The organism is Kutzneria sp. NPDC052558 (assembly GCF_044547355.1).
Lineage (GTDB): Bacteria > Actinomycetota > Actinomycetes > Mycobacteriales > Pseudonocardiaceae > Kutzneria.
The window spans coordinates 42,943-68,957 of record NZ_JBIUAG010000019.1; the positions used below are offsets into that span (position 1 = coordinate 42,943).

The window sequence follows — 26,015 nt, forward strand, 5'->3', positions numbered from 1 at the left end:
GGGGGGGGGGGGGGGGCGGGGGGGGCGGCGGGGGGTGTGGGGGGGGGGGGGGGGGGGGGGGGGGCGGGGGGGGGGGGGGGGGGGGGGGCGGGGGGGCCCCCCCCCCCCCACCGCCGTTAGACCTCACCAGTTGTTGGCATCGTCGAACACGATGGAATTCCCTTCTGTCGCGGGGAGATCGTCCGCCTGTTGCTACGCGTGACGCCGCCGTGACGGTTCAGCCCCATGATGTCGGCCATGCCGCCCATCACCGATGTGCCGTGCCCGCAGCTGGTCCCCGGCGACGCGGGCTACGACGACGCCCGCAAGATCTGGAACGGGGAGATCGACCGCAAGCCGGCGATCATCGCCCAGGTCACCGGCCCGGCCGACGTGGCCGCCTGCCTGACCTACGCCCGCGCCAACGACCTCGAGGTCACCGTCCGCGGTGGCGGTCACAATCTCGGCGGCGCGGCCGTGGCCGACGGGGCGCTGCTGATCGACCTGGGCGGGCTGCGCACCGTGCACGTCGATCCGGTCAACCGGACCGCGCGGGTCGGCGGCGGCGCCACCAACGCCGATCTCGACGCCGCCACCCAGGCCCACGGTCTGGCCGTGCCGGCCGGGACCTACAGCGACACCGGCATCGGCGGCCTCACGCTCGGCGGCGGATTCGGCTGGTTGACCGGGAAACACGGCCTGTCGGTGGACAACCTGATCTCCGCCGAGGTCGTGCTGGCCGACGGCCGGGTGGTGCGCGCCTGCGCCCAGTCGCATCCGGACCTGTTCTGGGCGTTGCGTGGCGGCGGCGGAAACTTCGGCGTGGTAACGGAATTCGAGTACCGGCTGCACCCGGTCGGGCCGCTGGTCGACATGGGACTGTTCTTCTTCGAGGTCGAACGCGGCGCGCAGGCCCTGCGGCTGGCCCGCGATCTCGTGCCCACGCTCGACGGCGGCGGCTTGATGATCGTCGGCATGACCGCGCCGCCCGCCCCGTTCGTGCCGGCCGAACACCACGGCAAGCTCGGCTACGGCGTGATGCTGGCCGGATTCGCCGGCACCGCCGCGTTTTCCGAGCTGGCCCAACGGGTTCGCGACACGCTGCCGCCGCTGTGGGAGATGGTGACGCCGCTGCCGTACACCGAGCTGCAGAAGTCCCTCGACGGCATCGGGTATCGCGGCAACTTCGCGTACGAGAAGTCCGTCTATGCCGAGGACCTCAGCGACGGGCTGATCGACGTGCTGGTGGCCAACCTGCCCGGCAAGGCCTCGCCGCTGTCCGCCACCCCCATCGCCCTGCTCAGCGGCGCCTACGCCGATGTTCCCGACCACGCCACCGCTTTCGGCGGCACTCGCCGCACCGGCTTCGTCGTCGGGCTCACCGCCATCTGCCCCAGCCCCGAGCTGCTCGCCGCCGACCGCGTGTGGGTGCGTGACTACTGGGAGAAGTTGTTGCCCCACGCCAGCAACACCGGCGGCTACGTGAACTTCATGGCCGACTACGAGCAGGACCGGGTCCGCCTCACCTACGGCCCCGTCAAGTACGAGCGCCTGGCCCGTGTCAAGGCCGCCTACGACCCCGACAACGTCTTCCACCACAACGGCAACATCAAACCCGCCCTCGGCTGACCCCCCGCTTCACGCCTAGACCTGACCGTTCGCCCCCAAACCATCGCGTGGAAGGGGGCTTTCCTCCACTCCGAGTGAAGGAAAGCCCCCTTCCGTGCGGTTCGGCTGGCAGGATTGGGGGCCGGGAGGGACGATGGTGGGTTTGGGGAACGCGGCGCGGGTGGCGTGGTGGCTGGGGTGGACGCAGCTGGCGGGCGGATTCTGGGTGGTGGGGACGCTCTCGCCCGCCGATGGCCCGGGGGACGCCGTGTTCCTGGCGTTTCTGCTGGCCATGGGCCTGGTCCCGGCGCTGCCGGGGGTCTACCTGGCGTGGCGGACCAGGCGCCGGCCGCGGACCTGGCTCCTGCTGCTGGAGGCCTCGATCCTCTACGCCGGCTGGCACGTGATGGCCGCCGGCACGGCGCTGGGCTGGTGGCGGACGGGCGAGTACGAAACCATGCGCCGCGGCGGCCATTCCCTGATCCAGATGCCCGGCCCGCTCGGCGTCACGGCCGGTTATCACGCGGTGCTGGCCGCCGGATTCCTGGCCGTGGTCGGCCTGATCCTCGCCGCCCCCAAGCCCGGCCTGGTCCTGCCGAAGCCGATCGGAGCGGACAGTACAAGATCATCATCTACGCCCTGATGACAGGGGCGTGGCCGGTCGCGCAGGGTGCGCCGGTAGCCTCTCGCGCGTGCCTGCCAACTCACTACCGGGCAAGGTCGCAGTCGCCCCGCCCCGCCCGAGCAAGATCGAGCCAACCGCGCCCGAGCGGCTGGCCGCGGCCATCGGGGCGCGGCTGGACCACGCCGAGAGCGCTCAGCCCGTCACGGGCGTGACCCTGCGCGCCCAGCATGTGCGGCCGGGCGATCTGTTCGCCGCGCTGCCGGGCTCACGGGCCCACGGGGCGGACTTCGTCCACGAGGCGCTGCGCGCGGGCGCGGTCGCGGTGCTGACCGACCAGGCCGGCGCGGAGCGAGAGTCCCTCAAGGACGTGCCGGTGCTGGTGCACGACGACCCCCGAGCGGTCCTCGGCGCGGCGGCGTCCACGGTGTACGGAGAACCGTCGCGGAAGCTGAAGGTGCTGGGCGTCACCGGCACCTCGGGCAAGACGACGACCACGTACATGCTGGAGGCGGGCCTCGCCGCGGCGGGCCTGAGCACGGGCCTGGTCGGCGGCGTGGAGCTGCGCATCGCGGGCGAGCGGATCGAGAGCGCGCTGACCACCCCGGAGGCCCCGGATCTCCAGGCGCTGTTCGCGGTGATGCTGGAGAAGGGCGTCACGCACGTGCCGATGGAGGTGTCGAGCCACGCCCTGGCCCTGGGCCGCGTCGGCGGCACGCACTACGCGGCCGGCGCCTTCACCAACCTCTCCCAGGACCACCTGGACTTCCACCCCGACCTGGAGGACTACTTCCAGACCAAGGCGAAGCTGTTCGACGGCCGGGCCGAGGTCGAGGTGGTCTGCACGGACACGCCGTGGGGTGAACGGCTGGTGAAACCGTCCACCATCACCGTGTCCACGGCGCACGACGCGACCTGGACGGCCAGCGACATCGTGGTGTCCCGGTCGGGCTCGCAGACGTTCTACGCGCACGGCCACGGCCGCAAGCTGGCGGTGGAGATCCTGCTGGCCGGCTCCTACAACGTGGCCAACGCGCTGACCGCGATCGCCGTGCTGGACGCGATCGGCGTGGACGAGAAGGCGATCGCCGTCGGCCTGGCCAAGGTGCAGGTGCCGGGCCGGATGGAGCGGGTCGACCTCGGCCAGGACTTCACCGCGGTGGTCGACTACTCGCACAAGCCGGCGGCGGTGGCGCTGGCCCTGGACGCGGTGCGGGCCCGGGCCGAGGGCCGCGTGCTGGTGGTGCTGGGCTGCGGCGGCGACCGCGACGCGGCCAAGCGCCCGCTGATGGGCGAGGCCGCGGCGGTCCGCGCCGACCTGACGATCGTCACAGACGACAACCCCCGCAGCGAGAACGCGTCTGACATCAGGGCGCAGATGCTCGCCGGCGTGCCGGCCGACCGGCGGGACACGGTGGTGGAGATCGCCGACCGCCGCGCGGCCATCCGGCACGCCGTCGGACAGGCCCGCCCCGGCGACGTGGTGATCGTCGCCGGCAAGGGACACGAGACCGGACAGGAGGTCGCCGGAGTGATCCACCCGTTCTCCGATCGGGACGAGCTGACCGCGGCCATCGCGGAGGTGGCCAAGTGATCGAGTTGACGCTGCGCGAGATCGCCGACGCGGTCGGCGGACGCCTGCACAGTCCTGATGGCGATCTTGGGCATACCGGCGAGATGAAGATCACCGGCACGGTCGAGTTCGACACCCGCGTGATGACCGAGGGCGGCCTGTACGTGGCGCTGCCCGGCGCCCGCGTGGACGGTCACGACCTGGCGGCGCAGGCGGTCGAGAAGGGCGCCGTCGCGGTGCTGGCCGCCCGCGAGGTCGACGCCCCGGCGGTGATCGTGCCGCCGGCCGCCGAGGGCCACTCCCGCGCCTTCGTGCTGCATGGGGACAAGGACGGCTCCGGGATGGCGGTGCTGGCCGGGCTGGGCAAGATCGCCCGCCTCGTCGCCGACCGGCTGCCCAACCTGGTGATCGTCGGCGTCACCGGCTCGTCCGGCAAGACCTCGACCAAGGACCTGATCGGCCAGGTGCTGACCCCGCTCGGCACGACCGTCGCCCCGCCCGGCTCGTTCAACAACGAGCTCGGCCACCCGTGGACGGTGCTGCGGGCCGACCGCGACACCAGGCACCTCGTGCTGGAGATGTCCGCCCGCGGCCTCGGCCACATCGCGGCGCTGTGCGAGATCGCCCCGCCGCGCATCGGCGTGGTGCTCAACGTCGGCACCGCGCACCTGAGCGAGTTCGGCTCCCGCGAGGGCATCGCCCAGACCAAGGGCGAGCTGGTGGAGGCCCTGCCCGAGGACGGCCTGGCCGTGCTCAACGCCGACGATCCGCTGGTCGCCGCCATGGCCAGCCGGACAAAGGCCCGTGTCGTGATGGTCGGCGAGGACGAGAAGGCCGACATCCGGGCCACCGACATCGTGCTCGACGAGGAGGCCCGGGCCAGCTTCCACCTGATCACGCCCCAGGGCGAGGCCGACGTGACGCTGGGCGTGCACGGCGAGCACCAGGTCGGCAACGCCCTGTCGGCCGTCGCGGTCGCGCTGGAGCTGGGCGCGACCGTCGAGCAGGTCGCGCAGTGGCTGGGCAACGCGGAGCGGGTGTCCGAGCGTCGCATGGACGTGCGGACCCGGGCCGACGGCGTCACCTTCGTCAACGACTCCTACAACGCCAACCCGGAGTCGGTGCGGGCGGCGCTGAAGAGCCTGGCCCAGATGGCCCGGGCCGGCGGCCGCCAGCGCCGCTCCTGGGCGGTGCTGGGCACCATGGCCGAGCTCGGCGACATCCACGTGAGCGCGCACGACGAGATCGGGCGGCTGGCCGTGCGGCTGGACATCAACCGGCTGGTCGTGATCGGCGAGAAGGCCCGGCCGATGCACCAGGGGGCCCATCTGGAAGGCTCTTGGGGGCAGGAGTCGGTGCTGGTGCCGGACGTGGACGCGGCCGTGGCCCTGCTGCGAGACGAGTTGCAAGCCGGTGACGTCGTGCTGGTCAAGGCGTCCAAGTCCGAGGCCCTGTGGCGGGTCGCCGAGGAGCTGCTCAACACATGAAGAACATCCTGGTCGCGGCCGCCGTCGCGCTGGTCGTGTCCATCCTGCTCACGCCTTACCTGATCCGGGTGTTCTCCCGGCAGGGCTTCGGCCAGGAGATCCGCGAGGAAGGACCGCAGAGCCACCAGAAGAAGCGCGGCACGCCCACCATGGGCGGCGTCGCCATCCTGGTCGCGATGTGGGCCGGCTACCTGGTCTCCCACCTCTACAGCTACATGGCCCGCAGCTCCTCGCAGGCCGACGTGCCGATCAGCATCACCGGCCTGCTCATCCTGTTCCTGACCTCGGCGCTGGGCCTGGTCGGTTTCCTGGACGACTTCATCAAGATCCGCAAGCAGCGCAACCTCGGCCTCAACGCCACGGCCAAGCTGGTCGGCCAGTTCGTCGCCACCATCACCTTCGCCCTGCTGGCGGTGCAGTTCGCCAACCGGGACGGCATCACCCCGGCCTCGGTCAACCTGTCCTTCGTGCGCGACGTGTCGGTGATCTCCTTCGGCACCGTCGGCTTCGTGGTGTTCTGCTACGCCGTGGTCAGCGCCTGGTCCAACGCGGTCAACCTGACCGACGGCGCGGACGGCCTGGCCGCCGGCACCTCGGCCATGGTGCTCGGCTCGTACGTGATCATCTCGTTCTGGCAGTTCCGCTGGAACTGCGCCACGGTCACCTCGCTCGGCTGCTACATCGTGCGCGACCCGCTGGACGTGGCCCTGGTGGCGGCCTCGGCGATGGCCGGCTGCATCGGCTTCCTGTGGTGGAACGCGGCCCCGGCCAAGATCTTCATGGGCGACACCGGCTCGCTGGCGCTGGGCGGCCTGGTGGCCGGCCTGTCCATGGTCACCCGCACCGAGCTGCTCATGATCATCATCGGCGGCCTGTTCGTGGTCGAGGTGGTCTCGGTCTCGAGCCAGATCGCCGCCTTCCGCACCACCCGGCGGCGACTGTTCCGGATGGCCCCGTTCCATCACCACTTCGAGCTCGCCGGCTGGGCCGAAACCACGGTGATCATCAGATTCTGGCTGCTGGGCGGCATCTGCTGCATGTTCGGCCTTGGTCTGTTCTACAGCGACTGGCTGAGTCTGAGCGGATGATCACCGGCAAGAGGGTTCTCGTCGCCGGGGCCGGCGTCACCGGTCCCTCGGTGGTGCGCGCGCTGGTCGCCGAAGGCGCGCACGTCACGGTCACCGACGGCAGCGCCGACCGGCTGGCCAAGCTCGCCGCCACCGGCGTGGAACTGGTCGCCGGCCTGACCGAGCCGCCGGCCGGCACCGACCTGGTGGTCACCGCGCCGGGATGGAAGCCGACCTCGCCGCTGCTGGTCGCCGCGGCCGAGGCCGGCATCGAGGTCATCGGCGACGTGGAGCTGGCCTGGCGGCTGTGCCAGCGGCTGGACGATCCGCCGGCCTGGCTGGTCGTCACCGGCACCAATGGCAAGACGACCACCGTCGGCATGCTGGAGTCGATCCTCAAGGCGGCCGGCGTGCACGCCATCGCCTGCGGCAACATCGGCCTGCCGGTGCTGGAGGCCATGGAGAGCGGGCCCGAGGTGCTGGCCGTGGAGCTGTCCAGCTTCCAGCTGCACTGGGCCCCGTCGGTACGTCCGGCCGCGGGGGCGCTGCTCAACATCGCCGAGGACCACCTGGACTGGCACGGCACCATGGAGGCCTACGCGCAGGCCAAGGCCGGGGTGCTGACCGGGGCGGTGGCCATCGGCGGCGTCGACGACCCGTACGTGGCCAAGCTGCTGGTGAACTCGCCGTCGCCGCGCAAGGTCGGCGTCACCCTGGACGAGCCCCTTGACGACCAGCTCGGCATCCTGGATGGCAAGCTGGTCGACCGCGCATTCGGCGCCGACGACCTCGTCGAGGCCAGGGACGTCACCCCCAACGGCGCGCCCGGACTGACCGACGCCCTGGTGGCGGCGGCGGTGGCGCGGGCGTACGGCGTGCCGGCGCAGGCGGTGGCCGACGGGCTGCGGGCCTTCCGGCCGGCGGCCCACCGCGCGGCCGTGGTCGCCGAGCTGGGCGGCATCACCTACGTCAACGACTCCAAGGCGACCAACCCGCACGCCGTCGCGGCGTCCATCCGGGCCTACGACCGCGTGGTCTGGATCGCCGGCGGCCAGCTCAAGGGCGTCTCCGTGGACGAGCTGGTGGCCGAGGCCGCGCCCCGGCTGGCCGGGGCCGTGCTGATCGGGCAGGACCGGGACGTGATCGCCGCCGCGCTGGCGCGACACGCGCCGGATGTCCCGGTCCGGCTGGTGACCGCGGGAGACGATGGCGCCATGACGAGTGCGGTCGACCTGGCCGGTGCGATGGCACGTCCGGGTGATGTCGTGTTGCTGGCCCCGGCGGGCGCGTCCCTCGACATGTTCACCGACTACGGGCACCGCGGCCGGGCGTTCGCCGACGCGGTGCTGGCCCGGCTCGGCCTGCCCACATGACCACCGCGCCGGCCAAGGAGCGGACCGCCCGCCGGACGCGGAGCACGAGCCGGGTCTCCGCCCTGCGGCAGGGCCTGACCGCGTGGCTGGGCCGGCCGCTCGCGTCGTTCCACCTGCTGCTGGCCGTGTTCGGCCTGCTCGCGGTGATCGGCCTGGTGATGGTGCTGTCCGCGTCGGCGGTGCAGGACGCGCAGAAGACCACGCTGTCCAGCTTCGGCAAGCCGATGCTGCTGGACACGCTCGGCCTGATCGGCTTCTACCTGGGCCTGCGCGTCCCGCTGCGCTGGCTGCGCCAGTTCAGCCCCACGCTGCTGCTGATCTCCGGCGGCCTGCTGGCGCTGGTGCTGACACCGCTGGGCTCCGGGGCCAACGGCCGTGAGCACTCCTGGTTCACCCTCGGCTCGCTGTCCTTCCAGCCGGTGGAGCTGGCCAAGGTGGCGCTGGCCCTGTGGGGCGCGCACGTGCTCGTGACCAAGCGGGCCCTGCTCAGCCAGTACCGGCACCTGCTGGTGCCGCTGGTGCCGGTCTCCCTGGTGCTGTTCGCGCTGATCATGTTGCAGCCCGACCTCGGCAGCACCGTGAGCCTGGGCATCGTGCTGCTGGCCCTGCTCTGGTACGTCGGCGCGCCGATGCGGCTGTTCGCCGTGGTGCTGGGCAGCGCGGCCGCCGCGGTGGTCGTGTCCTCGCTGGGCAGCGGCTACCGCAACGACCGCCTGCTGGTGTTCTTCAACCCCGGCGCGGACCCGCTCGGCGCCGGCCAGCAGCCGCTTCAGGCGCTGTACGCGCTGGCCGACGGCGGCCTGTTCGGCCGCGGCCTCGGCCAGGGGGCGGCCAAGTTCAACTACCTGCCCAACATCCAGAACGACTTCATCTTCGCCCTCATCGGCGAGGAGCTCGGCTTCGTCGGCGCGCTGGTCGTGCTGGGCCTGTTCGCCATGCTGGCCGTGGTCGGCCTGCGCATCGCCGCCCGCAACACCGACCCGTGGATCCGGCTGGTGGCCGCCGCGCTGACCGCGTGGGTGGTCGGCCAGGCGGCCATCAACGTGGGCTACGTGATCGGGTTGCTTCCCGTCACGGGAATCACATTGCCGCTGATCTCGGCGGGTGGCACCTCGATCGTGATAACCATGATGGCGTTCGGGATCCTCGCCAACTGCGCCCGCAACGAGCCGGACGCGGTGGCGGCGCTGCGCTCGCTCGGCCCCGGCCGGGTCGGCGGGCTGCTGCGCCTGCCGGCGCCCGAGCCGTACCGGCCGTCGGCCCGGCGCAAGCCGGTGCGACCATCGACACCGCCGCGCGGCAGTGCTCCTCGGGGCACTGGGCGCAGCACCGGTGGCAGCCGGGCCGCCGCGCCCTCGCCCGAGGAGCGGCGACGGGTGCACCGCTCTGCGCCGCCGACCGAGTACCGGCGGCGCAGCGCCTGGCGTTCCGGACACGGACGCTCGACAGAAGGAGGACGGCGTTGACCGCCCCAGACCGGATGGGCCCCTGCGTTGTCGTCGCGGGCGGCGGGACCGCCGGGCACATCGAGCCGGCGCTGGCACTGGCCGACGCCGTGATGCGGGCCCGCCCCGACGCCCGGGTGGTCGCGCTGGGCACGGCGCGCGGCCTGGAGAGCAAGATCGTGCCGGCCCGCGGCTACCAGCTGGAGATGATCCCGCCGGTGCCGATGCCCCGTAAGCCCACGCCCGACCTGCTCAAGATGCCGCTCAAGGTGCGCGAGGCGATCAAGCAGACCAAGGCGGTGCTGGACCGGGTGCACGCCGACGTGGTGGTCGGCTTCGGCGGCTACGTGTCGCTGCCGGCCTACCTGGCCGCCCGCGGCAAGGTGCCGATCGTCGTGCACGAGGCCAACGCCATGGCCGGCCTGGCCAACAAGGTCGGCGCGCGGTTCGCCGTCAAGGTGGCCGCCGCGGTGCCCGGCTCCGGCCTGCCCGACGCCCAGGTCATCGGCATCCCGCTGCGGCACTCCATCACCTCCCTGGACCGGGCCGCGCTGCGGGCCCAGGCCCGCCAGTTCTTCGGGCTGCACCCGACCGCGCCGGTGCTGTTCGTCTCCGGCGGCTCGCAGGGCGCCCGGACGCTCAACAACGCCGTGTCCAACGCCGCCGCCGCGTTCGCGCGCGCCGGCGTGAGCGTGCTGCACGCCCACGGCCCCAAGAACTCGCTCGTGGTGCAGCAGGTGCCGGGCGCGCCGCCGTACGTCGCCGTGCCGTACGTGGAGCGCATGGATCTCGCCTACGCGGCCGCCGACCTGATGCTGTGCCGCTCCGGCGCGATGACCGTGGCCGAGGTGTCCGCGGTCGGGCTGCCGGCGGTGTTCGTGCCGCTGCCGATCGGCAACGGCGAGCAGGCTTTCAACGCCCTGCCGATCGTGGAGGCCGGCGGCGGCCTGCTCATCAAGGACGAGGACCTCACCTCGGAGCGGGTCGTCGAGGAGATCCTGCCGCTGGTCGGCGACCGCACCCGGCTGGCCGTGATGAGCAACGCCGCGCGCAACGGCGGCCACCGAGTCGCCGCCGACGTGCTGGCCCAGATGGTGCTGTCGGTGGTGAACAAGTGAAGCCGCCCATCCACTTCGTCGGCATCGGCGGCGCCGGCATGAGCGGCATCGCCCGCATCCTGCTGGCCCGCGGCGTCGAGGTGTCCGGCTCGGACGCCAAGGACTCGCGCACCGTGCTCGCGCTGCGGGCGCAGGGGGCGCGCATCGAACTCGGCCACGCCGCCGAGCACCTGGGCGACGCCCAGACCATGGTGGTGTCCAGCGCCATCAAGGAGGACAACCCGGAGCTGGTCGAGGCCAAGGCGCGCGGCATCACCGTGCTGCACCGGTCGCAGGCCCTCGCGTCGCTCATGGTCGGCCGCCGCGCCGCGTGCATCGCCGGCACCCACGGCAAGACGTCCACCACGTCCATGCTCACGGTGGCGTTGCAGCACTGCGGGCTCGACCCGTCGTTCGCCATCGGCGGCGACCTCAACGAGTCCGGGGCCAACGCCCACCATGGCAGCGGCGACGTGTTCGTGGCCGAGGCCGACGAGAGCGACGGCTCGTTCCTGGTGTTCGAGCCGGCGGTCGCCGTCGTCACCAACGTCGAGGCCGACCACCTCGACCACCACGGCACCGTCGAGGCCTACGTCGGCGTGTTCGACGCCTTCGTGCAGCGGATCGAGCCCGACGGCGTGCTCGTGGCCTGCACCGACGACCCCGGCTCGGCCGCGCTGGCCGACCGGGCCGAGAAGCTCGGCGTGCGGGTCCGGCGCTACGGCGCCGAGGGGCCGGACGCGCGGATCCTGTCGTACCAGCCGGTCGAGACCGGCGGCCTCGCCGTGGTGGAGATCGACGGTGAGCGGGTCGAGGTGCGGACCGCCGTGCCCGGCGCGCACATGGCCGCCAACGCCGTCGCCGCCCTGCTCGCCGGCCTCGAACTCGGCGCGCCCCTCGCCGGTCTGCTGACCGGGCTCGCCGCTTTCGGCGGGGTGCGGCGGCGGTTCGAGTTCAAGGGCAAGGTCGCCGGGGTTCGCCTGTACGACGACTACGCCCACCACCCCACCGAGGTCACCGCCGCCCTGCGGGCCGCCCGGCCCGTCGCCGGCGACGGCCGGCTGCTGGTGATCTTCCAGCCGCACCTGTACTCGCGGACCCGGGAGTTCTCCGTGCAGTTCGGCGAGGCCCTCGGCCTGGCCGACGAGGTCGTCGTGCTGGACGTCTACGGCGCCCGGGAGAACCCCATGCCCGGCGTCACCGGGGCCCTGGTCTCCGACGCCGTCACCCTGCCCGAGGGGGCCGTGCACTACGAGCCGTCCTTCGACCGCGTGCCGGCCCTGGTCGCCGGCCTGGTCAAGCCCGGCGACCTGGTGCTGACCATGGGGGCCGGCGACGTGACCATGCTCGGCCCCGAGATCCTCACCGCCGTCACCCCGGCCGGGTGATCGTCGGTGCGGCGGAATCCATGGCCGGCGTCCGGTGATTGCGGCGCAGTGATCGTGGCTCTGTGACTGTGGAGGCGAGTTGACCGAGGAGGCGGGGCCGCCCGAGCGGCCGGCCCGCAGGCGGCCCCGACCCGACCGGGCCGCCACCGAGCGCACCGGCGCCCCGGACCGCCCCGCCGCGGACGGATCCGCCTCCGACCGCTCGGCTCCGGACCAGCTGAGCTCGGACCGATCCGCTCGCCCCGGCGCCGACCGTGCCGACTCGGACCGCTCCTCTGCGGACCGTGCGGGCTCGGAGCGTGCCGGCTCGGGACGGGCCCGCTCCGCTCGGCCTGCTCCGGACCGCGGCGGCGCTGATCGCGCCGGTTCCGGGCGGACCGCCGCCCAGCGCGCCGGTTCGTCCCGGCCCGCCGCCGACCGGCGTGCCGTGGACCGGCCGGACCGCCCCTCCTCCGAGCGTCCGATCTCGGCTCGGGTGCGGCGGGCCGAGCGGGTGCGGTCGCGGCGGCGTGGCCCGGGCCGAGCCAAGATCATGCGGCGGCGGATCGTGGCGCTGGCCCTGGTCCTGGGCACGATGGGCCTGCTGTACGGCGTCTACTTCACGCCGCTGCTGGGCGTGCGGTCGGTGCAGGTGCTGGGCACCAAGGACCTCAGCCAGAAGCAGGTCCTCGACGCGGCGTCGGTGAGCTCGGGCTCGCCGATGCTGACGATCGACCTGGCCGGCATCCGCGACCGGGTGGCCCAGCTCAACCGGGTGGCCTCGGTCAACGTCTCCCGCTCCTGGCCGGGCACGGTGCGCATCGACGTGGCCGAGCGGGTCGCGGTCGGCGTGATCAAGGCCCCGGACGGCGCGCACCTGATCGACCACACGGCCAAGGACTTCGCCACGGTCTCGGCCGCGCCGGCCGGCCTGCCGGAGCTGGAGCTGCCGCGCTCGGACCCGAGCGACCCGACGGCGGTGGCCGTGGTCCAGGTCCTGACGGCGGTGCCGGACAAGATCCGGGCCGAGGTCCTGTCGGTGTCGGCGAAGTCCCCCAACTCGGTGGTGCTGGCCCTGTCGGCCGGCCGTCAGGTCCGCTGGGGCGGCGTGGCCGACTCCACCCGCAAGGCCGGCGTCCTCACCGCCCTGATGACCCAGCCCGGCAAGGTCTACGACGTCTCCAGCCCCCAGCTGGCCACCATCTCCAACCCCTGAGACCCGGCGAGTCCCGCCCACAGTCACACCGAATTGATGAAAATGTTTCATCAATTCGGTGTGACGCGCGGTGTTGACTCAGCTGGGGCGACTCGCGGGGGTCCAGCCGGTTTTGAGGCCGGCGCCGGAGAGGGGGACGACGACCTCGCCCCAGGCGCCGACGGCGGCGCGGGCGGCGGCCCAGCAGACCGCGGCGGTGTCCTCGACGTACCACCCGCTGCGAGCCAGTTCGGCCCGGCCGGCCAGCAGCTGCTCCTCGGTCACGGTGGCGAATTCGTCCACGGCGGCAAGGATTTCCGCGCCACGGGCCGGGGCGGCGATGGCGATGCCCTCGGCGAGAGTCGGCCGGGCGTCCACGGCCAGCGGCGTCGGGGAGCCGGTGCGCCAAGCGGCAGACAACGGTGCACAGTTGGCTGCCTGTACGGCCACGATCCGCGGGGCCTTCGGGATCCGCCCGGCCGCCAGCAACCCTGCCACCGCTCGGGTGACTCCGAGCACCAAGGTCCCGTTGCCCACGGGCAGCACGAAGGTGTCCGGCAGCCGCCCGCCCAACTGCTCCCACACCTCGAACGCGTAGGTCGCGGTGCCCAGGTGGAACACCGGGTTGTAGACGTGGCTGGCGTAGAACACCCCGCCCCGCTCGACCGCCGCGACGGCCGCGGCGGCGGTCGCCTCCCGGTTGCCGGGCACCAGGTTGACCACCGCGCCATGGGCCCTGACCTGCGCGATCTTCTTCGGCGACGTGTTCTCGGGCACGAAGATCTCGGCCGGCAGCCCGACCCGTGCCGAGTACGCGGCCACGGCCGTGCCGGCGTTGCCGCTGGAGTCGGCGATCACCCGCGATGCCCCGGCGGCCAGGGCCTGGGCCAGCAGCAGCACCACGCCGCGGTCCTTGAACGACAGGGTCGGGCTGGCGTACTCGACCTTGACGGAGATGTCGTCGCCGGCCGGCAGCAGCGGGGTGATGCCCTCACCCAGCGTGGCCGTCCGCCACAGGTCGGCCGGCACGCCCAGGGCCTCGGCGTAACGCCAGGTGGTCAGCGGTCGACCGGCCAGTTCGGCCAGCGCCACCGGGGCCGCGGGCGGCGCGGCCAGCCGCATCGGCACGCCGCAGCAGCGCCACGCCGGATCGGTGAACTCGAACTGCCGCCCGCACTCGGGGCAGACACGCACGGGACCAGGCACGAAGCCACTGTACTGGCTACCCACCGTGATCGCGGGCGGCGGCGAGGTGATCTCCGTCAAGAACGCCGTCGCGGCGTATTCCGCAAGTGCGGCCCCGATGTCCGGGAAGGCGCCGGACCTCGCCCCACGGCACACGGGCGGCGGCCGCACAGACTACGCTCTGCAGTGCGTGGTTCGGCGTGGATGCCGCACTCGGGGACATGCCTGATTGAGGGGCGGCCGACGGTCGGCCGTCGAAGACCTGGGTCCGTGTTCGGCGTGGCTGCTGGACCGTCGCACCTGCGGTGCATACCGTCCACCCCAATGTCGGGGTTGACATAACTTGAAGCCTCTGGTTGAGGTCGAGGGTTTGACCGGAGCCTGGCCGGGGGCGGCCAGGACGGGAAGGTGACCACCGCAGGACGAGAGCTCGAGTACCACGATCAGGAAGGCGGATCCGATGACGCCCCCGCACAACTACCTCGCGGTGATCAAGGTCGTCGGCATCGGCGGCGGCGGCGTCAACGCCGTCAACCGCATGATCGAGGTCGGGCTCAAGGGCGTCGAGTTCATCGCGGTGAACACCGACGCGCAGGCGCTGCTGATGTCCGACGCGGACGTCAAGCTGGACATCGGCCGCGAGCTCACTCGCGGCCTCGGCGCGGGCGCCAACCCCGAGGTCGGGCACAAGGCCGCCGAGGACCACCGGGAGGAGATCGAGGAGGTCCTCAAGGGGGCCGACATGGTCTTCGTGACCGCCGGCGAGGGCGGCGGCACGGGCACCGGCGGCGCGCCGGTGGTCGCCTCCATCGCCCGCAAGCTCGGCGCGCTCACCATCGGCGTGGTCACCCGGCCGTTCAGCTTCGAGGGCAAGCGCCGGGCCAAGCAGGCCGAGGACGGCATCACCCAGCTGCGCAACGAGTGCGACACCCTGATCGTGATCCCCAACGACCGGCTGCTCCAGCTCGGCGACGTGGGCGTGAGCCTGATGGACGCCTTCCGCTCCGCGGACGAGGTGCTGCTGTCCGGTGTCCAGGGCATCACCGACCTGATCACCACGCCCGGTCTGATCAACCTGGACTTCGCCGACGTGAAGAGCGTCATGTCCGGCGCCGGCAGCGCGCTGATGGGCATCGGCTCCGCCCGCGGCGAGGGCCGGGCCGTGCAGGCCGCCCAGAAGGCGATCAACTCGCCGCTGCTGGAGGCGTCCATGGACGGCGCCCACGGCGTGCTGCTGGCCATCGCCGGCGGCTCCGACCTGGGCCTGTTCGAGATCAACGAGTCGGCGTCGCTGGTCCAGGAGGCCGCCCACCCGGACGCCAACATCATCTTCGGCACGGTCATCGACGACTCCCTCGGCGACGAGGTCCGGGTCACGGTGATCGCGGCGGGTTTTGACAGCGGCGGACCGACCCACAAGAAGCTGGAGCCGACCGCGCTGACCTCGCCCCCGCGGCCCAGCACGGCCACCGCCGTCGCCGAGTCCGGTCAGCTCAGCACTCCGGCCCCGCAGCCCCAGGCGCAGCAGCCGGTCGCCCCGCCCCCGCCGCCGGTGCAGCAGCACCACACCCAACCGTCCTCCAACGGCTACACGGCGGTGCCGCCGAACTCCGGCTACCAGCAGCAGCCGAGCCCCCAGCAGGGCTCCGGCCTGCCCCCGGTCAGCCGGCCCGGCAACGGCTACCCCTCCTCGTCGGAGCACCGCGGCTCGCTGCCCTCCCGGGCCGTGCCGCTGCCCGAGGACCCCGACGACGAGGTCGACGTCCCCCCCTTCATGCGCCGCTGACCCCGCCGCCCTTTTTTTCTACGTGAGTGGCTCATTTCGCTTCAGAAGCGAAATGAGCCACTCACGTGCGTCTGGGGGGCACCTGAGTGGCTCAGGTGGGCTGTGGGCGCAAGTAAGCCACTCACGTGCGGAGCAGGGGGAGCGGGGAGAATCGGGTCATGCGTGTTCGTCGAGTCGTCACGACCAGGGCCGGCGGTCGGTCCAAGGCCCCTTACGAGTCGTTCAACCTGGGTGATCACGTCGGCGACGAGCCGTCGGCGGTGCGGGCCAACCGGGAGCGCCTGAGCCGGGAGCTGGGCGTGGACCACCTGGTGTGGATGGAGCAGGTGCACGGCCGGACCGTCACGACCGTGGCCGGCCCGCTGGCCGAGCCGGCCGAGGCGACCGACGGCCTGGTCACCGCCCGGCCGGGCCTGGCGCTGGTGGCGTTGGTCGCCGACTGCGTGCCGGTGCTGCTGGCCGACGCCGACAACGGCGTGGTGGCGGCGGTGCACGCGGGCCGGGTCGGGGCCCGGGTGGGCGTGGTGCCGGCGGCGGTGGCGGCGATGGTCGAGGCCGGGGCCAAGGCCGAACGCATCGAGGTGCTGCTCGGGCCGAGCGTCTGCGGCGAGTGCTACGAGGTGCCGGCGGCGATGCGCGACGACGTGGAGGCCCATCTGCCGGGCAGCGCCACCAAGTCCCGCAAGGGCACGCCGGCCCTGGACCTGCGGGCCGGCCTGTGGAACCAGCTCGCCGGCCTGGGCGTGGCCAGGATCGGCGTGGACCCGAGGTGCACGGTCGAGGACAAGACCCTGTTCAGCCACCGCCGCGACGGCAAGACCGGCCGGCTGGCCGCCGTGACCTGGATCGACGCGTGACCGAGGAGCGCCGCGCCCAGCTCGCGGCCGGGCTGGCCAACGTCCGGGAGCAGATCGCCGAGGCGTGCCGGGAAGCCGGACGCAGCCCCGAAGAGGTGAAGCTGCTGGCCGTCACCAAGACCTTCCCGGCCTCCGACGCGATCCTGCTGGCCGGGCTGGGCGTGACCGATTTCGCCGAGAACCGGGACCAGGAGGCCGCCCCGAAGGCGGCCGAGGTGGCCGTGGCGCTGCCCGACACGCCCGTCCGGTGGCACATGGTGGGCCGGATGCAGCGCAACAAGGCTCGCTCGATCGTGGGATGGGCGGACGAGGTCCAGTCGGTGGACTCGCCCAGGCTCGCCGCTGCGCTCGCCAAGGCCGTCGCCGGGGCCCGGACCAGGGGGAGCCGCTCCGAGCCGCTCAGCGTGCTGATCCAGGCCAGTCTGGACGGGGACACCGAGCGCGGTGGCGTACCGCTGTCGGGACTGCTGGAACTCGCGGACGAGGTAGCCCGATCGGGTGAACTGATCTTGCGCGGTGTGATGGGAGTCGCACCATTGTCGATGGATCCACGGGCGGCGTTCGAACTCTTGTCCAGGGCGGCCGCCAGGGTTCGGTCCGATCATCCGGCGGCGGTCGAGCTGTCCGCCGGGATGAGCGGCGACCTGGCGGTGGCGATCGGGCAGGGTTCCACATGCGTGCGTGTCGGAACGGGCCTGCTGGGGTACAGAGGGCTAGCCTCGCCGTAGGCGGCGGGGAACCCGGGCGCGTCGTCGCGCGTCCAGTTCGTCGGGGAGTCGCGGAGGAAGGGTCGGGCATGAGCGCACTTCAGAAGCTGAAGGCCTACTTCGGGATGGTGCCGGCCGACGACCTGGACGGCTACGACGAGGACGGCCGCTACGTCGCCGACTACCGGGACGACTACCACGACCGCACCCGCGATGATCGTTCCGCCGACGAGGGCGACTACGATCGGTACTCGAGCGGTCGGCGGCGCCCGGCCGGCAGCACGCTGTCGGCCCGCTCGTCCTACCGCGCCGACTACGACGAGGACGGCTACGAGCTGCCCGAGGACCGGTCGCGCGGCCGCCGCAGCTGGGCGACCGAGGCGCCGACCCACGGCGCGCTCGCGGTCGAGCCCAAGCACGAGCCGGTCACGCGCCTGCGGCCGGCCCAGGATCCGGTGGCACACCCCTTGGCCAAGATCATCACCCTGCACCCGCGCAGCTACACCGAGGCGCGGACCATCGGCGAGCACTACCGGGACGGCACGCCGGTGATCATCAACCTGACCGATATGGACAACGCGGACGCCAAGCGGCTGGTCGACTTCGCCGCCGGTCTGGCCTTCGCGCTGCGCGGCAGCATGGACAAGGTCACCAACAAGGTGTTCCTTCTCTCACCGCCGAACACCGACGTGACCGCCGAGGACCGGAGGCGCCTCGCGGAGGGTGGCTTCCTGCCCAAGTCATGACAGGTGGCACAGTGGTGGCGTGCAACCGGTCTTCGTGGTCGTCTACTACGTGCTGTTCTTCTTCTGGCTGCTGCTCTCGGCACGCCTGGTCGTGGAGTACGTCCGGGCGTTCTCCCGGGAGTGGCGACCCGCCGGAGGGGTTGCGGTCACGCTGGAGACCATCTACACAGTGACAGACCCTCCGGTCCGGTTGGCCCGTCGCGTGATACCGATGGTACGGATCGGGGGCGTCGGGCTGGACCTATCGATTATGGTCGTGTTCCTGGTCGTGTACATACTGATGCAACTGAGTCTGCAACTGACGCATACATCCTGATGCGGCTGACGCAGCCCGGGTGACGGGGATCCCGGTGCCGCAACAGTCGTGACTGCCGTGAGGTGATCTGATGCCGTTGACCCCCGCTGACGTGCACAACGTCGCGTTCAGCAAGCCTCCTATCGGGAAGCGGGGCTACAACGAGGACGAGGTTGACGCCTTCCTCGACCTGGTTGAGGGCGAGCTGGCCCGTCTGATCGAGGAGAACTCCGACCTGCGCGCCCAGGTCGAGCAGCTGGACTCCCAGCTGGAGGCCGCGCGCGCCGACCTGGACGACGCCCGGAGCAAGGTCGGCTCCGGCCCCATGTCCGGCCGCGAGGAACCCCGTCGCCTCGCTTCCGTCCCGCCGCCGTCGGTGATGGAGCAGACCACGCCCGGTGGCGACCACCACGTGCAGGCGGCCAAGGTCCTGGGGCTGGCCCAGGAGATGGCCGACCGGCTCACCGGTGAGGCCAAGGGCGAGGCGGACTCGATGCTGGCCGAGGCCCGCACCAAGTCCGAGCAGCTGCTCTCCGAGGCGCGGGCGAAGGCCGACACCATGGTCAACGAGGCCCGCACCCGGGCCGAGACCATGCTCAACGACGCCCGGACCCGGTCGGAGACCCTGGAGCGCAACGCCCGGGAGAAGGCCGCGGCCCTGGACCGCGACGCACAGCGCAAGCACGCCGAGGTGATGGGCAACATCACCCAGGAGAAGAACGCGCTGGAGAAGAAGATCGACATGCTCCGCACGATGGAGCGCGAGTACCGGACCCGGCTCAAGAGCCTGCTGGAGTCCCAGCTGGCCGAGCTCAACGACCGCACTTCGGCCGCTCCCTCCGAGGGACGCCAGAGCGGTGGCTACACGTTCGGCGCCCGCGCCGAGGCTGGGTGAGTCGGATCTGATTCTCCGCGGGCAGGCCAGTCGCTGGGGTCTGCCGGCGATGGCACGCGCCGGTCGCTCGACATCGGCCCGCGTCGTTCCGCCGTGAACGGCTGGGTGGTGTCGTAGGGTCGCTGCGTGTCGTCGAACAACACAGCGTCGTCGGGTAGCCCCGGAAGGTCTTCCGGGCTGCTCTACGTCGTGCTGCTGTGCGTGCTGGCCGCCTTCGCGCTGCTGGTGGTCGCGCTCGTGTCCACCCAGACCCAGTGGGCCTGGGGCTCGGTCGCGCTCAGCGTCGTCGGCGCCGTGGTGCTGCTCGTGGACTGGCAGCGCCGGCGCCGCGCCCAGGCGCGCCCGGACGCCGTCGCGAGCACTGCTGCCGCCGAGCCGATCGTCGACGGCGGAGACGACGAATCTGATGCGGACCCCCAGGAAGACGAGGGTGGACCGGGAGAATCGCAGGCTACAGGTGATCTTGACAGCCCTGCCACCGGGGGTGTCCAGATCGGCACGAATCGTGATGATCAGCGAGAACCCGGAGAAGAGGACACCGACGCGGCCGACGCGCTGGTCGTCTCCGAGCTGACCGACGAGGTGCTCGTGCTCGACGAGCGCCCCCGCTACCACCTCGCATCGTGCGCATGGCTCGGCGACCGCCCGACCATCCCGCTGCCGGTCAACGAAGCCCGGCAACTGGGGTTCACCCCCTGCGCCCGCTGCGCCCCCGACGCCACCCTCGCGGCGGCCACCCGGGCCGGCCGGGACTGACGCCGCCCTCAGCCAGATACCCGCTTCCCCCGATCCGGTGGGGGCCGGAAGCGATTTGCCGGCTCGCGTTAGGCTTGACACAGCAGCACAGGTGTTGATCCGGCCATCACCGGGGAGCCTCCGGAAGAACGGGCCCTGCCGGGGCCTCAGTAGAACCGGACGGGTGGGCCCGTCACAGCCCGCAAACGAGCGGCCGCTTCGGCGGCAATCGGGGTGGTACCGCGGTGCGCCGGCAGGCGTGTCGTCCCCGTCACGACGGACGACGGGACCGCGAGGAGCAGCACCGATGGCCTATCCACTCGAATCGTTCACCGACGGCGGCGGCGTGCCCGCGCAGCCCTCGTTCCCGCAGCTGGAGACCGCGGTCCTGGACTACTGGGGCGCCGACCGCACGTTCCAGGCCAGCGTGGACGACCGCCCGGCCGGCGAGAACGGCGGCAACGAGTTTGTCTTCTACGACGGCCCGCCCTTCGCCAACGGCCTGCCGCACTACGGCCACCTGCTGACCGGCTACGCCAAGGACGTGGTGCCGCGCTACCAGACGATGCGCGGCCGCCACGTGGAGCGGCGCTTCGGCTGGGACTGCCACGGCCTGCCGGCCGAGTTCCGGGCCGAGAAGGAGCTGGGCATCTCGTCCAAGGCCGAGATCGAGGCCCTGGGTGTGGACAAGTTCAACGACGCCTGCCGCACCTCGGTGCTGCGCTACACCCAGGAGTGGCGCGACTACGTCACCCGCCAGGCCCGCTGGGTCGACTTCGAGAACGACTACAAGACGCTCGACCTGGACTACATGGAAAGCGTCATGTGGGCCTTCAAGACCCTGTGGGACAAGGGCCTGGTCTACGAGGGCTTCCGTGTCCTCTGGTACTGCTGGCGCTGCGAGACGCCGCTGTCCAACTCCGAGACCCGCATGGACGACACCTACCGCGACCGGCAGGACCCGGCGGTCACGGTCGGCATGCGCCTGGAGTCCGGCGAGCTGGCGCTGATCTGGACGACGACCCCGTGGACGCTGCCGTCCAACCTGGCCATCGCGGTGCACCCCGACGTCGACTACGTGACGGTCGAGGCCAACGGGGAGAAGTACGTGCTGGCCGAGGCCCGCGTGCGCGTCTACGCCCGCGAGCTGGGCGAGGAGCCGACGGTGCTGGCCCGGTTCAAGGGCACGGAGCTGCTGGGCCGCCGCTACACCCCGGTGTTCGACTTCTTCGCCGGCCGGGAGAACGCCCACCAGATCCTGGCCGCCGACTACGTGACCACCGAGGACGGCACCGGCCTTGTGCACATCGCGCCGGCCTTCGGTGAGGACGACAAGGTGGTCACCGACGCCGCCGGCATCGAGCCGGTGGTGCCGGTCAACGCCAGCGGCCGGTTCACCGCCGAGGTGCCGCCGTACGCCGACCTCCAGGTGTTCGAGGCCAACAAGCCGATCATCAAGGACCTGCGCGAGCGGGGCGTGCTGCTGCGGCACGAGACCTACGACCACTCCTACCCGCACTGCTGGCGCTGCGACACGCCGCTGATCCAGCGGGCGGTGTCGTCCTGGTTCGTGGCGGTGACCAAGTTCCGGGACCGCATGGTCGAGCTCAACCAGGAGATCAACTGGGTGCCCGACCACGTGCGGGACGGCCAGATGGGCAAGTGGCTGGCCAACGCCCGGGACTGGAACATCTCCCGCAACCGGTTCTGGGGCTCGCCGATCCCGGTGTGGATGTCCGACGACCCGGCCTACCCGCGGGTCGACGTCTACGGCTCGCTGGACGAGCTGGAGCGGGACTTCGGCGTGCGCCCGGCCGACCTGCACCGCCCGGTCATCGACGAGCTGACCCGGCCCAACCCCGACGACCCGACCGGCAAGTCGACCATGCGTCGCGTGCCGGAGGTGCTGGACTGCTGGTTCGAGTCGGGCTCGATGCCGTTCGCCCAGGTGCACTACCCGTTCGAGAACACGGACTGGTTCGACAACCACTACCCCGGCGACTTCATCGTCGAGTACAGCGCGCAGACCCGTGGCTGGTTCTACAACATGCACGTGCTGGCCACCGCCCTGTTCGACCGGCCGGCGTTCCGCAACTGCATCGCGCACGGCATCGTGCTCGGCGACGACGGCCAGAAGATGTCCAAGTCGCTGAACAACTACCCGGACGTCAACGAGGTGTTCGAGCGGGACGGCTCGGATGCCATGCGCTGGTTCCTGATGTCCAGCCCGATCCTGCGCGGCGGCAACCTGGTCGTCACCGAGCGGGGCATCCGCGACTCGGTGCGCCAGGCCGTGCTGCCGTTGTGGAACTCCTGGTACTTCCTGGCGCTGTACGCCAACGCGGCCGGGGTGCAGGGCACGTGGCGGGTGGACAGCGAGCACGTGCTGGACCGGTACGTGCTGGCCAAGACCCACGACCTGGTGGTCGCGGTGTCCGAGTCGCTGGACAACTACGACCTGGCCGGCGCGTGCTTCGCGGTGCGCGACTTCCTGGAGGTCCTGACCAACTGGTACGTGCGACGCTCCCGGGACCGGTTCTGGGCCGGCGAGCAGGACGCGGTCGACACCTTGCACACCGTGCTGGAGCTGGTGAGCCGGGTGGCGGCGCCGCTGCTGCCGCTGACCACGGAGTCGGTGTGGCGGGGCCTGACCGGCGGTCGCTCGGTGCACCTGGCCGACTTCCCCAAGCCCGACGAGGTGCCGGCGGACGCGGCGCTGGTGTCGGCGATGGACGAGGTGCGGCAGGTCTGCTCGGCGGCGCTGTCCCTGCGCAAGGCCAACAAGCTGCGGGTGCGGCTGCCGCTGGCCAGGCTGGTGGTGGCCACGCCGGACGCCGAGGCGCTGCGGCCGTTCGTCGGGCTGATCGGCGACGAGGTCAACGTGAAGGCGGTCGAGCTGACCACCGACGTGGCGGCCTACGGCCAGTTCCAGCTGACCGTGAACGCTCGGGCCTGCGGGCCGCGGCTGGGCGCGGCGGTGCAGAAGGTGATCAAGGCCGTGAAGGCCGGCGAGTGGACCACGGCCGAGGACGGCTCGGTGTCGGCGGCCGGCATCGACCTGCTGCCCGGCGAGTACGAGCAGCGCCTGGTGGCCACCGACCCGGCCGCGACGGCGGCGCTGCCCGGCGGGGCCGGCCTGGTCGTGCTGGACACGGCCGTCACCGGCGAGCTGGCCGCCGAGGGGGTGGCCCGGGACGTGGTCCGCGTGGTGCAGCAGGCCCGTCGCGACGCCGGCCTGGACGTGTCGGACCGGATCACGCTGACCGTCTCGGCGGCCGAGGACGTGGTGGCCGCGGTGCGGACGCACGAGGCGTTCCTGGCTTCGGAGACCCTGGCCGACGCGGTGGCCTACGGGCCGGTGGGCAGCGGGGTCAGCGGGGCCGTCGGCGACGGCGGCGAGGTCACCGTGCTGGTGGCCAAGGCCTGATCGGAGGGGATGGCGACCCCGGTCACCCCCATGGCACCGGGGTCGCCACAACTGTGTAGCCCGTGCTCCCCCTCACCTTGCTCCATACGCTGCCGTACGGAACATATCCATACGGTAGCGTATGGAATCGTGGCCGGGAAGCGCCGGACGAAGGACGACTGGGTCCTCGCCGCCCTGGAGATGATCGCCGAGCGGGGCGTGGCGGCGCTGGCGGTGGAGCCGCTCGCGCAGCGGCTGGGGGCGACCAAGGGCAGCGCGTACTGGCACTTCCCGAGTCGTGAGGCGCTGCTACAGGCGGCGCTGGACCGCTGGACCGGGGACATCGTCGGCGGCATGACCGCGTTCGCCGCGGTGGAGCGGCCGCCGGACGAGCAGCTGTGGCTGATCTTCAGCCGGGTGATCGTGGACCGCCCGGAGAACGACATCGAGTTCGCCATGATCGCGGCGACCGACGACCCGCAGGTGGCGGCGGCGATGCGGCGGCTGAGCGAGGGCCGGCTGGCGTTGCTGGAGTCCCGGCTGGCGGCGATGGGCTTCGAGCCGGACGCCGCCCGGGACCGCGCGCTCCAGATGCACACCTTCCTGCTCGGCCACGTGCAGATCGACCGCCGTGGAGTCGATATCGACAACCGGGTGGCCTACGCGCGCAGCGCTTTCCAGCTGATGACCACCCGATGAGGTTCGCTGTGCGCGTAAAACCCGGCGCACGACGGGAAGCCGTCGGCGGCGTGTGGGGCAACGGGGCGTTGGTGGTGGCGGTCACCGCGCCCGCGGTGGAGGGCAAGGCCAATGAGGCCGTGCGCAAGGCGCTGGCCGGCGCATTCGGCATCCGCCGTCAGGACGTGGTGATCGTGTCCGGGGAGCGCGGCCGCGACAAGATCGTGGAACTTCCCGATGCTTTCGAGCGATTGCGCGAACTTCTAGCATAGCAGCCGGTTCACACTGTCTATTGTGGACATCCAAAGTGGCCGATTAGTACATTTCCGTGATCGTCACGCACAATGTTCACGCGGACAGGTGACATCCGGGAGGTGGGATGGCCGATCTATCGACTGCGCTTGGTATCGGTGCGGTGGTGCTGTTGCTCTCCGTGGTCGCCGTCCGCCTGTCGGTGCGCCTGGGCCTGCCGTCCCTGCTGCTCTATCTCGGCATCGGCCTGCTGATCGGCGAGGCCGGCTTCGGCATCCGGTTCGACAACGCCGAGCTCACCCAGTCGCTCGGCATCGCGGCGCTGGTCCTCATCCTGGCCGAGGGCGGACTCACCACTCGGTGGTCGAACGTGAAAAGGTCGCTGGGGCTGGGAATCGCACTGTCCACTGTGGCCGTGCTGGTCAGCGTCGCGGTCACCGGCGCGGCGCTGCACCTGCTGCTGGGCCTGGACTGGCGGACCGCCCTGCTGTGGGGCGCGGTGCTGTCCTCCACCGACGCCGCCGCCGTGTTCAGCGTGCTGCGCGGGGTCGGCGTCAGCAAGCGGCTGGTCGGCGCGCTGGAGCTGGAGTCCGGCCTCAACGACGCGCCGGTGTTCATCGCCGTGGTGCTGCTCGTGGCCGGCGATCCGGTCAGCTGGACCACGCCGCTGCTGGTCGTCTACGAGCTGGCCGCCGGCGCCGCGGTCGGCGTGATCGTCGGCTGGCTCGGGGCGATGGCGCTGCGGCGGGCCGCGCTGCCGGCCACCGGCCTGTACCCGGTGGCCACGGTCGCGATGTGCGTGCTGGCCTACGCGACCGGCGACATCCTGCACGCCTCCGGCCTGCTGGCCACCTACGTGACCGGCCTGGTGCTGGGCAATTCCCGGCTGCCGCACCGGTCCGACACGCTCTCGTTCGCCGAGGGCCTTGGCTGGCTGGCCCAGATCGGCCTTTTCGTCTTACTCGGCCTGTTCGCCTCGCCGCACCGGCTGGTCAGCGCCCTGATCCCGGCCCTGGTCGCCGGGGCGGTCCTGCTGCTGCTGGCCCGGCCGCTGTCGGTGCTGCTGTCCATGACCCCGTTCAGGATCAAGTGGCGGGAGCAGGTCTTCCTGTCCTGGTCCGGGCTTCGCGGCGCCGTGCCCATCGTGCTGGCCCTGATCCCGCTGACCAACGGCGTTCCCGGCGCGCAGCACCTGGTCGACGTGGTCTTCGTGCTCGTGGTCGTGCTGACCCTGGTGCAGGGCGGGACCCTGCCGCTGATCGGCCGCTGGCTGGGGCTGATCAAGGGGTCCACCGACGCCCAGGAGATCGAGGTCGACTCGGCCCCGCTGGACACCCTCGGGGCCGAACTGCTCCAGGTGAAGGTGCAGGCCGGCTCCAAGCTGCACGGCGTCTACCTGTCCGAGCTGCGGCTGCCGACCGGGGCCTCGATCAGCCTCATCGTGCGCGGCGAGGCCGGCTTCACCCCCACCTCCACCACCCGGCTTCAGGAGGACGATCAGCTGCTGGTGGTGGCCACCGAAACCGCCCGCGACGCCGCGGAGCGAAGAATCAGGGCGGTGGACCGCGCCGGCCGGTTCGCCAAGTGGAAGGGCGAGTCCGGCACCGACTGAGGTGGAACGGCCGGTGGAGCCGGGGCGACGAGGTCACGCTGCCGACAA

22 protein-coding genes are annotated in these 26,015 nt (G+C 71.9%); 21 read left to right on the top strand and 1 reads right to left on the bottom strand.

The window, feature by feature from the left end; translation table 11 throughout:
- The first annotated feature begins 237 nt into the window (after nucleotides 1-237).
- From ACIG5F_RS30070 to ACIG5F_RS30115, 10 genes are all read left to right on the top strand, one after another.
- Nucleotides 238-1,608 (top strand): FAD-binding oxidoreductase, encoded by a 1,371-nt coding sequence (locus ACIG5F_RS30070; RefSeq protein WP_396523196.1) that lies wholly within the window; start codon nucleotides 238-240, stop codon nucleotides 1,606-1,608.
- Between the two features lie 133 nt (nucleotides 1,609-1,741).
- Nucleotides 1,742-2,230, top strand: coding sequence for a hypothetical protein (locus tag ACIG5F_RS30075; protein WP_396523198.1), 489 nt, complete (start codon nucleotides 1,742-1,744; stop codon nucleotides 2,228-2,230).
- Nucleotides 2,231-2,279: 49 nt separating this feature from the next.
- Nucleotides 2,280-3,803 carry a UDP-N-acetylmuramoyl-L-alanyl-D-glutamate--2,6-diaminopimelate ligase gene (locus tag ACIG5F_RS30080; protein WP_396523200.1) on the top strand — a complete coding sequence of 508 codons (1,524 nt, stop codon included), beginning with the start codon at nucleotides 2,280-2,282 and terminating at the stop codon, nucleotides 3,801-3,803.
- On the top strand, nucleotides 3,800-5,269 hold the full coding sequence (gene murF, locus ACIG5F_RS30085) for a UDP-N-acetylmuramoyl-tripeptide--D-alanyl-D-alanine ligase (RefSeq protein WP_396523202.1): 1,470 nt from the start codon (nucleotides 3,800-3,802) through the stop codon (nucleotides 5,267-5,269). The genes ACIG5F_RS30080 and murF overlap by 4 nt, the downstream gene beginning before the upstream one ends.
- Nucleotides 5,266-6,357 carry a phospho-N-acetylmuramoyl-pentapeptide-transferase gene (gene mraY / locus ACIG5F_RS30090; RefSeq protein WP_396523204.1) on the top strand — a complete coding sequence of 364 codons (1,092 nt, stop codon included), beginning with the start codon at nucleotides 5,266-5,268 and terminating at the stop codon, nucleotides 6,355-6,357. Before murF ends, mraY begins: the two co-directional genes overlap by 4 nt.
- A complete protein-coding gene (murD, locus tag ACIG5F_RS30095) occupies nucleotides 6,354-7,709 on the top strand; it encodes a UDP-N-acetylmuramoyl-L-alanine--D-glutamate ligase (protein ID WP_396523206.1) in 1,356 nt (451 codons plus the stop codon). The genes mraY and murD overlap by 4 nt, the downstream gene beginning before the upstream one ends.
- On the top strand, nucleotides 7,706-9,175 hold the full coding sequence (locus ACIG5F_RS30100) for an FtsW/RodA/SpoVE family cell cycle protein (RefSeq protein ID WP_396523208.1): 1,470 nt from the start codon (nucleotides 7,706-7,708) through the stop codon (nucleotides 9,173-9,175). The genes murD and ACIG5F_RS30100 overlap by 4 nt, the downstream gene beginning before the upstream one ends.
- Nucleotides 9,176-9,189: 14 nt before the next feature.
- Entirely contained in the window at nucleotides 9,190-10,272 is a 1,083-nt protein-coding gene (gene murG, locus ACIG5F_RS30105; RefSeq protein WP_396523381.1) for an undecaprenyldiphospho-muramoylpentapeptide beta-N-acetylglucosaminyltransferase, read from the top strand.
- The gene (gene murC / locus ACIG5F_RS30110; protein WP_396523210.1) at nucleotides 10,269-11,639 is read left to right on the top strand and encodes a UDP-N-acetylmuramate--L-alanine ligase; all 1,371 of its coding nucleotides are present in this window, start codon (nucleotides 10,269-10,271) and stop codon (nucleotides 11,637-11,639) included. Before murG ends, murC begins: the two co-directional genes overlap by 4 nt.
- Before the next feature lie 79 nt (nucleotides 11,640-11,718).
- Nucleotides 11,719-12,834, top strand: coding sequence for an FtsQ-type POTRA domain-containing protein (locus ACIG5F_RS30115; RefSeq protein WP_396523212.1), 1,116 nt, complete (start codon nucleotides 11,719-11,721; stop codon nucleotides 12,832-12,834).
- 78 nt (nucleotides 12,835-12,912) lie between these two features.
- Here the strand turns inward: ACIG5F_RS30115 and ACIG5F_RS30120 are convergent, their stop codons facing one another.
- Nucleotides 12,913-14,019: a pyridoxal-phosphate dependent enzyme gene (locus ACIG5F_RS30120; RefSeq protein ID WP_396523214.1), complete on the bottom strand. Its 1,107-nt coding sequence runs from the start codon at nucleotides 14,017-14,019 to the stop codon at nucleotides 12,913-12,915.
- Between the two features lie 439 nt (nucleotides 14,020-14,458).
- On the opposite strand from ACIG5F_RS30120, the gene ftsZ reads away from it, so the two are divergent.
- From ftsZ to ACIG5F_RS30175, 11 genes are all read left to right on the top strand, one after another.
- The gene (gene ftsZ, locus ACIG5F_RS30125) at nucleotides 14,459-15,784 is read left to right on the top strand and encodes a cell division protein FtsZ (RefSeq protein ID WP_396523216.1); all 1,326 of its coding nucleotides are present in this window, start codon (nucleotides 14,459-14,461) and stop codon (nucleotides 15,782-15,784) included.
- A 158-nt stretch (nucleotides 15,785-15,942) separates the two neighbouring features.
- Nucleotides 15,943-16,641 carry a peptidoglycan editing factor PgeF gene (gene pgeF / locus ACIG5F_RS30130; protein WP_396523218.1) on the top strand — a complete coding sequence of 233 codons (699 nt, stop codon included), beginning with the start codon at nucleotides 15,943-15,945 and terminating at the stop codon, nucleotides 16,639-16,641.
- Nucleotides 16,638-17,369: a YggS family pyridoxal phosphate-dependent enzyme gene (locus ACIG5F_RS30135; protein WP_396523220.1), complete on the top strand. Its 732-nt coding sequence runs from the start codon at nucleotides 16,638-16,640 to the stop codon at nucleotides 17,367-17,369. Before pgeF ends, ACIG5F_RS30135 begins: the two co-directional genes overlap by 4 nt.
- A 68-nt stretch (nucleotides 17,370-17,437) precedes the next feature.
- Nucleotides 17,438-18,094 (top strand): cell division protein SepF, encoded by a 657-nt coding sequence (locus ACIG5F_RS30140; RefSeq protein WP_396523222.1) that lies wholly within the window; start codon nucleotides 17,438-17,440, stop codon nucleotides 18,092-18,094.
- Nucleotides 18,095-18,113: 19 nt separating this feature from the next.
- Nucleotides 18,114-18,410 carry a YggT family protein gene (locus tag ACIG5F_RS30145; RefSeq protein ID WP_184866210.1) on the top strand — a complete coding sequence of 99 codons (297 nt, stop codon included), beginning with the start codon at nucleotides 18,114-18,116 and terminating at the stop codon, nucleotides 18,408-18,410.
- A 70-nt stretch (nucleotides 18,411-18,480) separates the two neighbouring features.
- The gene (locus ACIG5F_RS30150) at nucleotides 18,481-19,284 is read left to right on the top strand and encodes a DivIVA domain-containing protein (protein ID WP_396523224.1); all 804 of its coding nucleotides are present in this window, start codon (nucleotides 18,481-18,483) and stop codon (nucleotides 19,282-19,284) included.
- A gap of 126 nt (nucleotides 19,285-19,410) precedes the next feature.
- Nucleotides 19,411-20,040 (top strand): hypothetical protein, encoded by a 630-nt coding sequence (locus tag ACIG5F_RS30155; RefSeq protein WP_396523226.1) that lies wholly within the window; start codon nucleotides 19,411-19,413, stop codon nucleotides 20,038-20,040.
- 286 nt (nucleotides 20,041-20,326) lie between these two features.
- Nucleotides 20,327-23,446 carry an isoleucine--tRNA ligase gene (gene ileS, locus ACIG5F_RS30160; protein WP_396523228.1) on the top strand — a complete coding sequence of 1,040 codons (3,120 nt, stop codon included), beginning with the start codon at nucleotides 20,327-20,329 and terminating at the stop codon, nucleotides 23,444-23,446.
- A 129-nt stretch (nucleotides 23,447-23,575) separates the two neighbouring features.
- Entirely contained in the window at nucleotides 23,576-24,124 is a 549-nt protein-coding gene (locus tag ACIG5F_RS30165; protein ID WP_396523231.1) for a TetR/AcrR family transcriptional regulator, read from the top strand.
- Nucleotides 24,121-24,375 (top strand): DUF167 domain-containing protein, encoded by a 255-nt coding sequence (locus tag ACIG5F_RS30170; protein WP_396523233.1) that lies wholly within the window; start codon nucleotides 24,121-24,123, stop codon nucleotides 24,373-24,375. The genes ACIG5F_RS30165 and ACIG5F_RS30170 overlap by 4 nt, the downstream gene beginning before the upstream one ends.
- A 107-nt stretch (nucleotides 24,376-24,482) precedes the next feature.
- Nucleotides 24,483-25,967 (top strand): potassium/proton antiporter, encoded by a 1,485-nt coding sequence (locus tag ACIG5F_RS30175; protein ID WP_396523235.1) that lies wholly within the window; start codon nucleotides 24,483-24,485, stop codon nucleotides 25,965-25,967.
- Nucleotides 25,968-26,015 lie beyond the last annotated feature (48 nt).

What these genes read in the sequence shown, in the direction of transcription:
- ACIG5F_RS30070 (WP_396523196.1), top strand. Translation starts at nt 238, where the DNA reads ATGCCGCCCATCACCGATGTGCCGTGCCCGCAGCTGGTCCCCGGCGAC.
- ACIG5F_RS30075 (WP_396523198.1), top strand. Translation starts at nt 1,742, where the DNA reads ATGGTGGGTTTGGGGAACGCGGCGCGGGTGGCGTGGTGGCTGGGGTGG.
- mraY (WP_396523204.1), top strand. Translation starts at nt 5,266, where the DNA reads ATGAAGAACATCCTGGTCGCGGCCGCCGTCGCGCTGGTCGTGTCCATC.
- murD (WP_396523206.1), top strand. Translation starts at nt 6,354, where the DNA reads ATGATCACCGGCAAGAGGGTTCTCGTCGCCGGGGCCGGCGTCACCGGT.
- ACIG5F_RS30100 (WP_396523208.1), top strand. Translation starts at nt 7,706, where the DNA reads ATGACCACCGCGCCGGCCAAGGAGCGGACCGCCCGCCGGACGCGGAGC.
- murG (WP_396523381.1), top strand. Translation starts at nt 9,190, where the DNA reads ATGGGCCCCTGCGTTGTCGTCGCGGGCGGCGGGACCGCCGGGCACATC.
- ftsZ (WP_396523216.1), top strand. Translation starts at nt 14,459, where the DNA reads ATGACGCCCCCGCACAACTACCTCGCGGTGATCAAGGTCGTCGGCATC.
- pgeF (WP_396523218.1), top strand. Translation starts at nt 15,943, where the DNA reads ATGCGTGTTCGTCGAGTCGTCACGACCAGGGCCGGCGGTCGGTCCAAG.
- ACIG5F_RS30140 (WP_396523222.1), top strand. Translation starts at nt 17,438, where the DNA reads ATGAGCGCACTTCAGAAGCTGAAGGCCTACTTCGGGATGGTGCCGGCC.
- ACIG5F_RS30150 (WP_396523224.1), top strand. Translation starts at nt 18,481, where the DNA reads ATGCCGTTGACCCCCGCTGACGTGCACAACGTCGCGTTCAGCAAGCCT.
- ileS (WP_396523228.1), top strand. Translation starts at nt 20,327, where the DNA reads ATGGCCTATCCACTCGAATCGTTCACCGACGGCGGCGGCGTGCCCGCG.
- ACIG5F_RS30170 (WP_396523233.1), top strand. Translation starts at nt 24,121, where the DNA reads ATGAGGTTCGCTGTGCGCGTAAAACCCGGCGCACGACGGGAAGCCGTC.
- ACIG5F_RS30175 (WP_396523235.1), top strand. Translation starts at nt 24,483, where the DNA reads ATGGCCGATCTATCGACTGCGCTTGGTATCGGTGCGGTGGTGCTGTTG.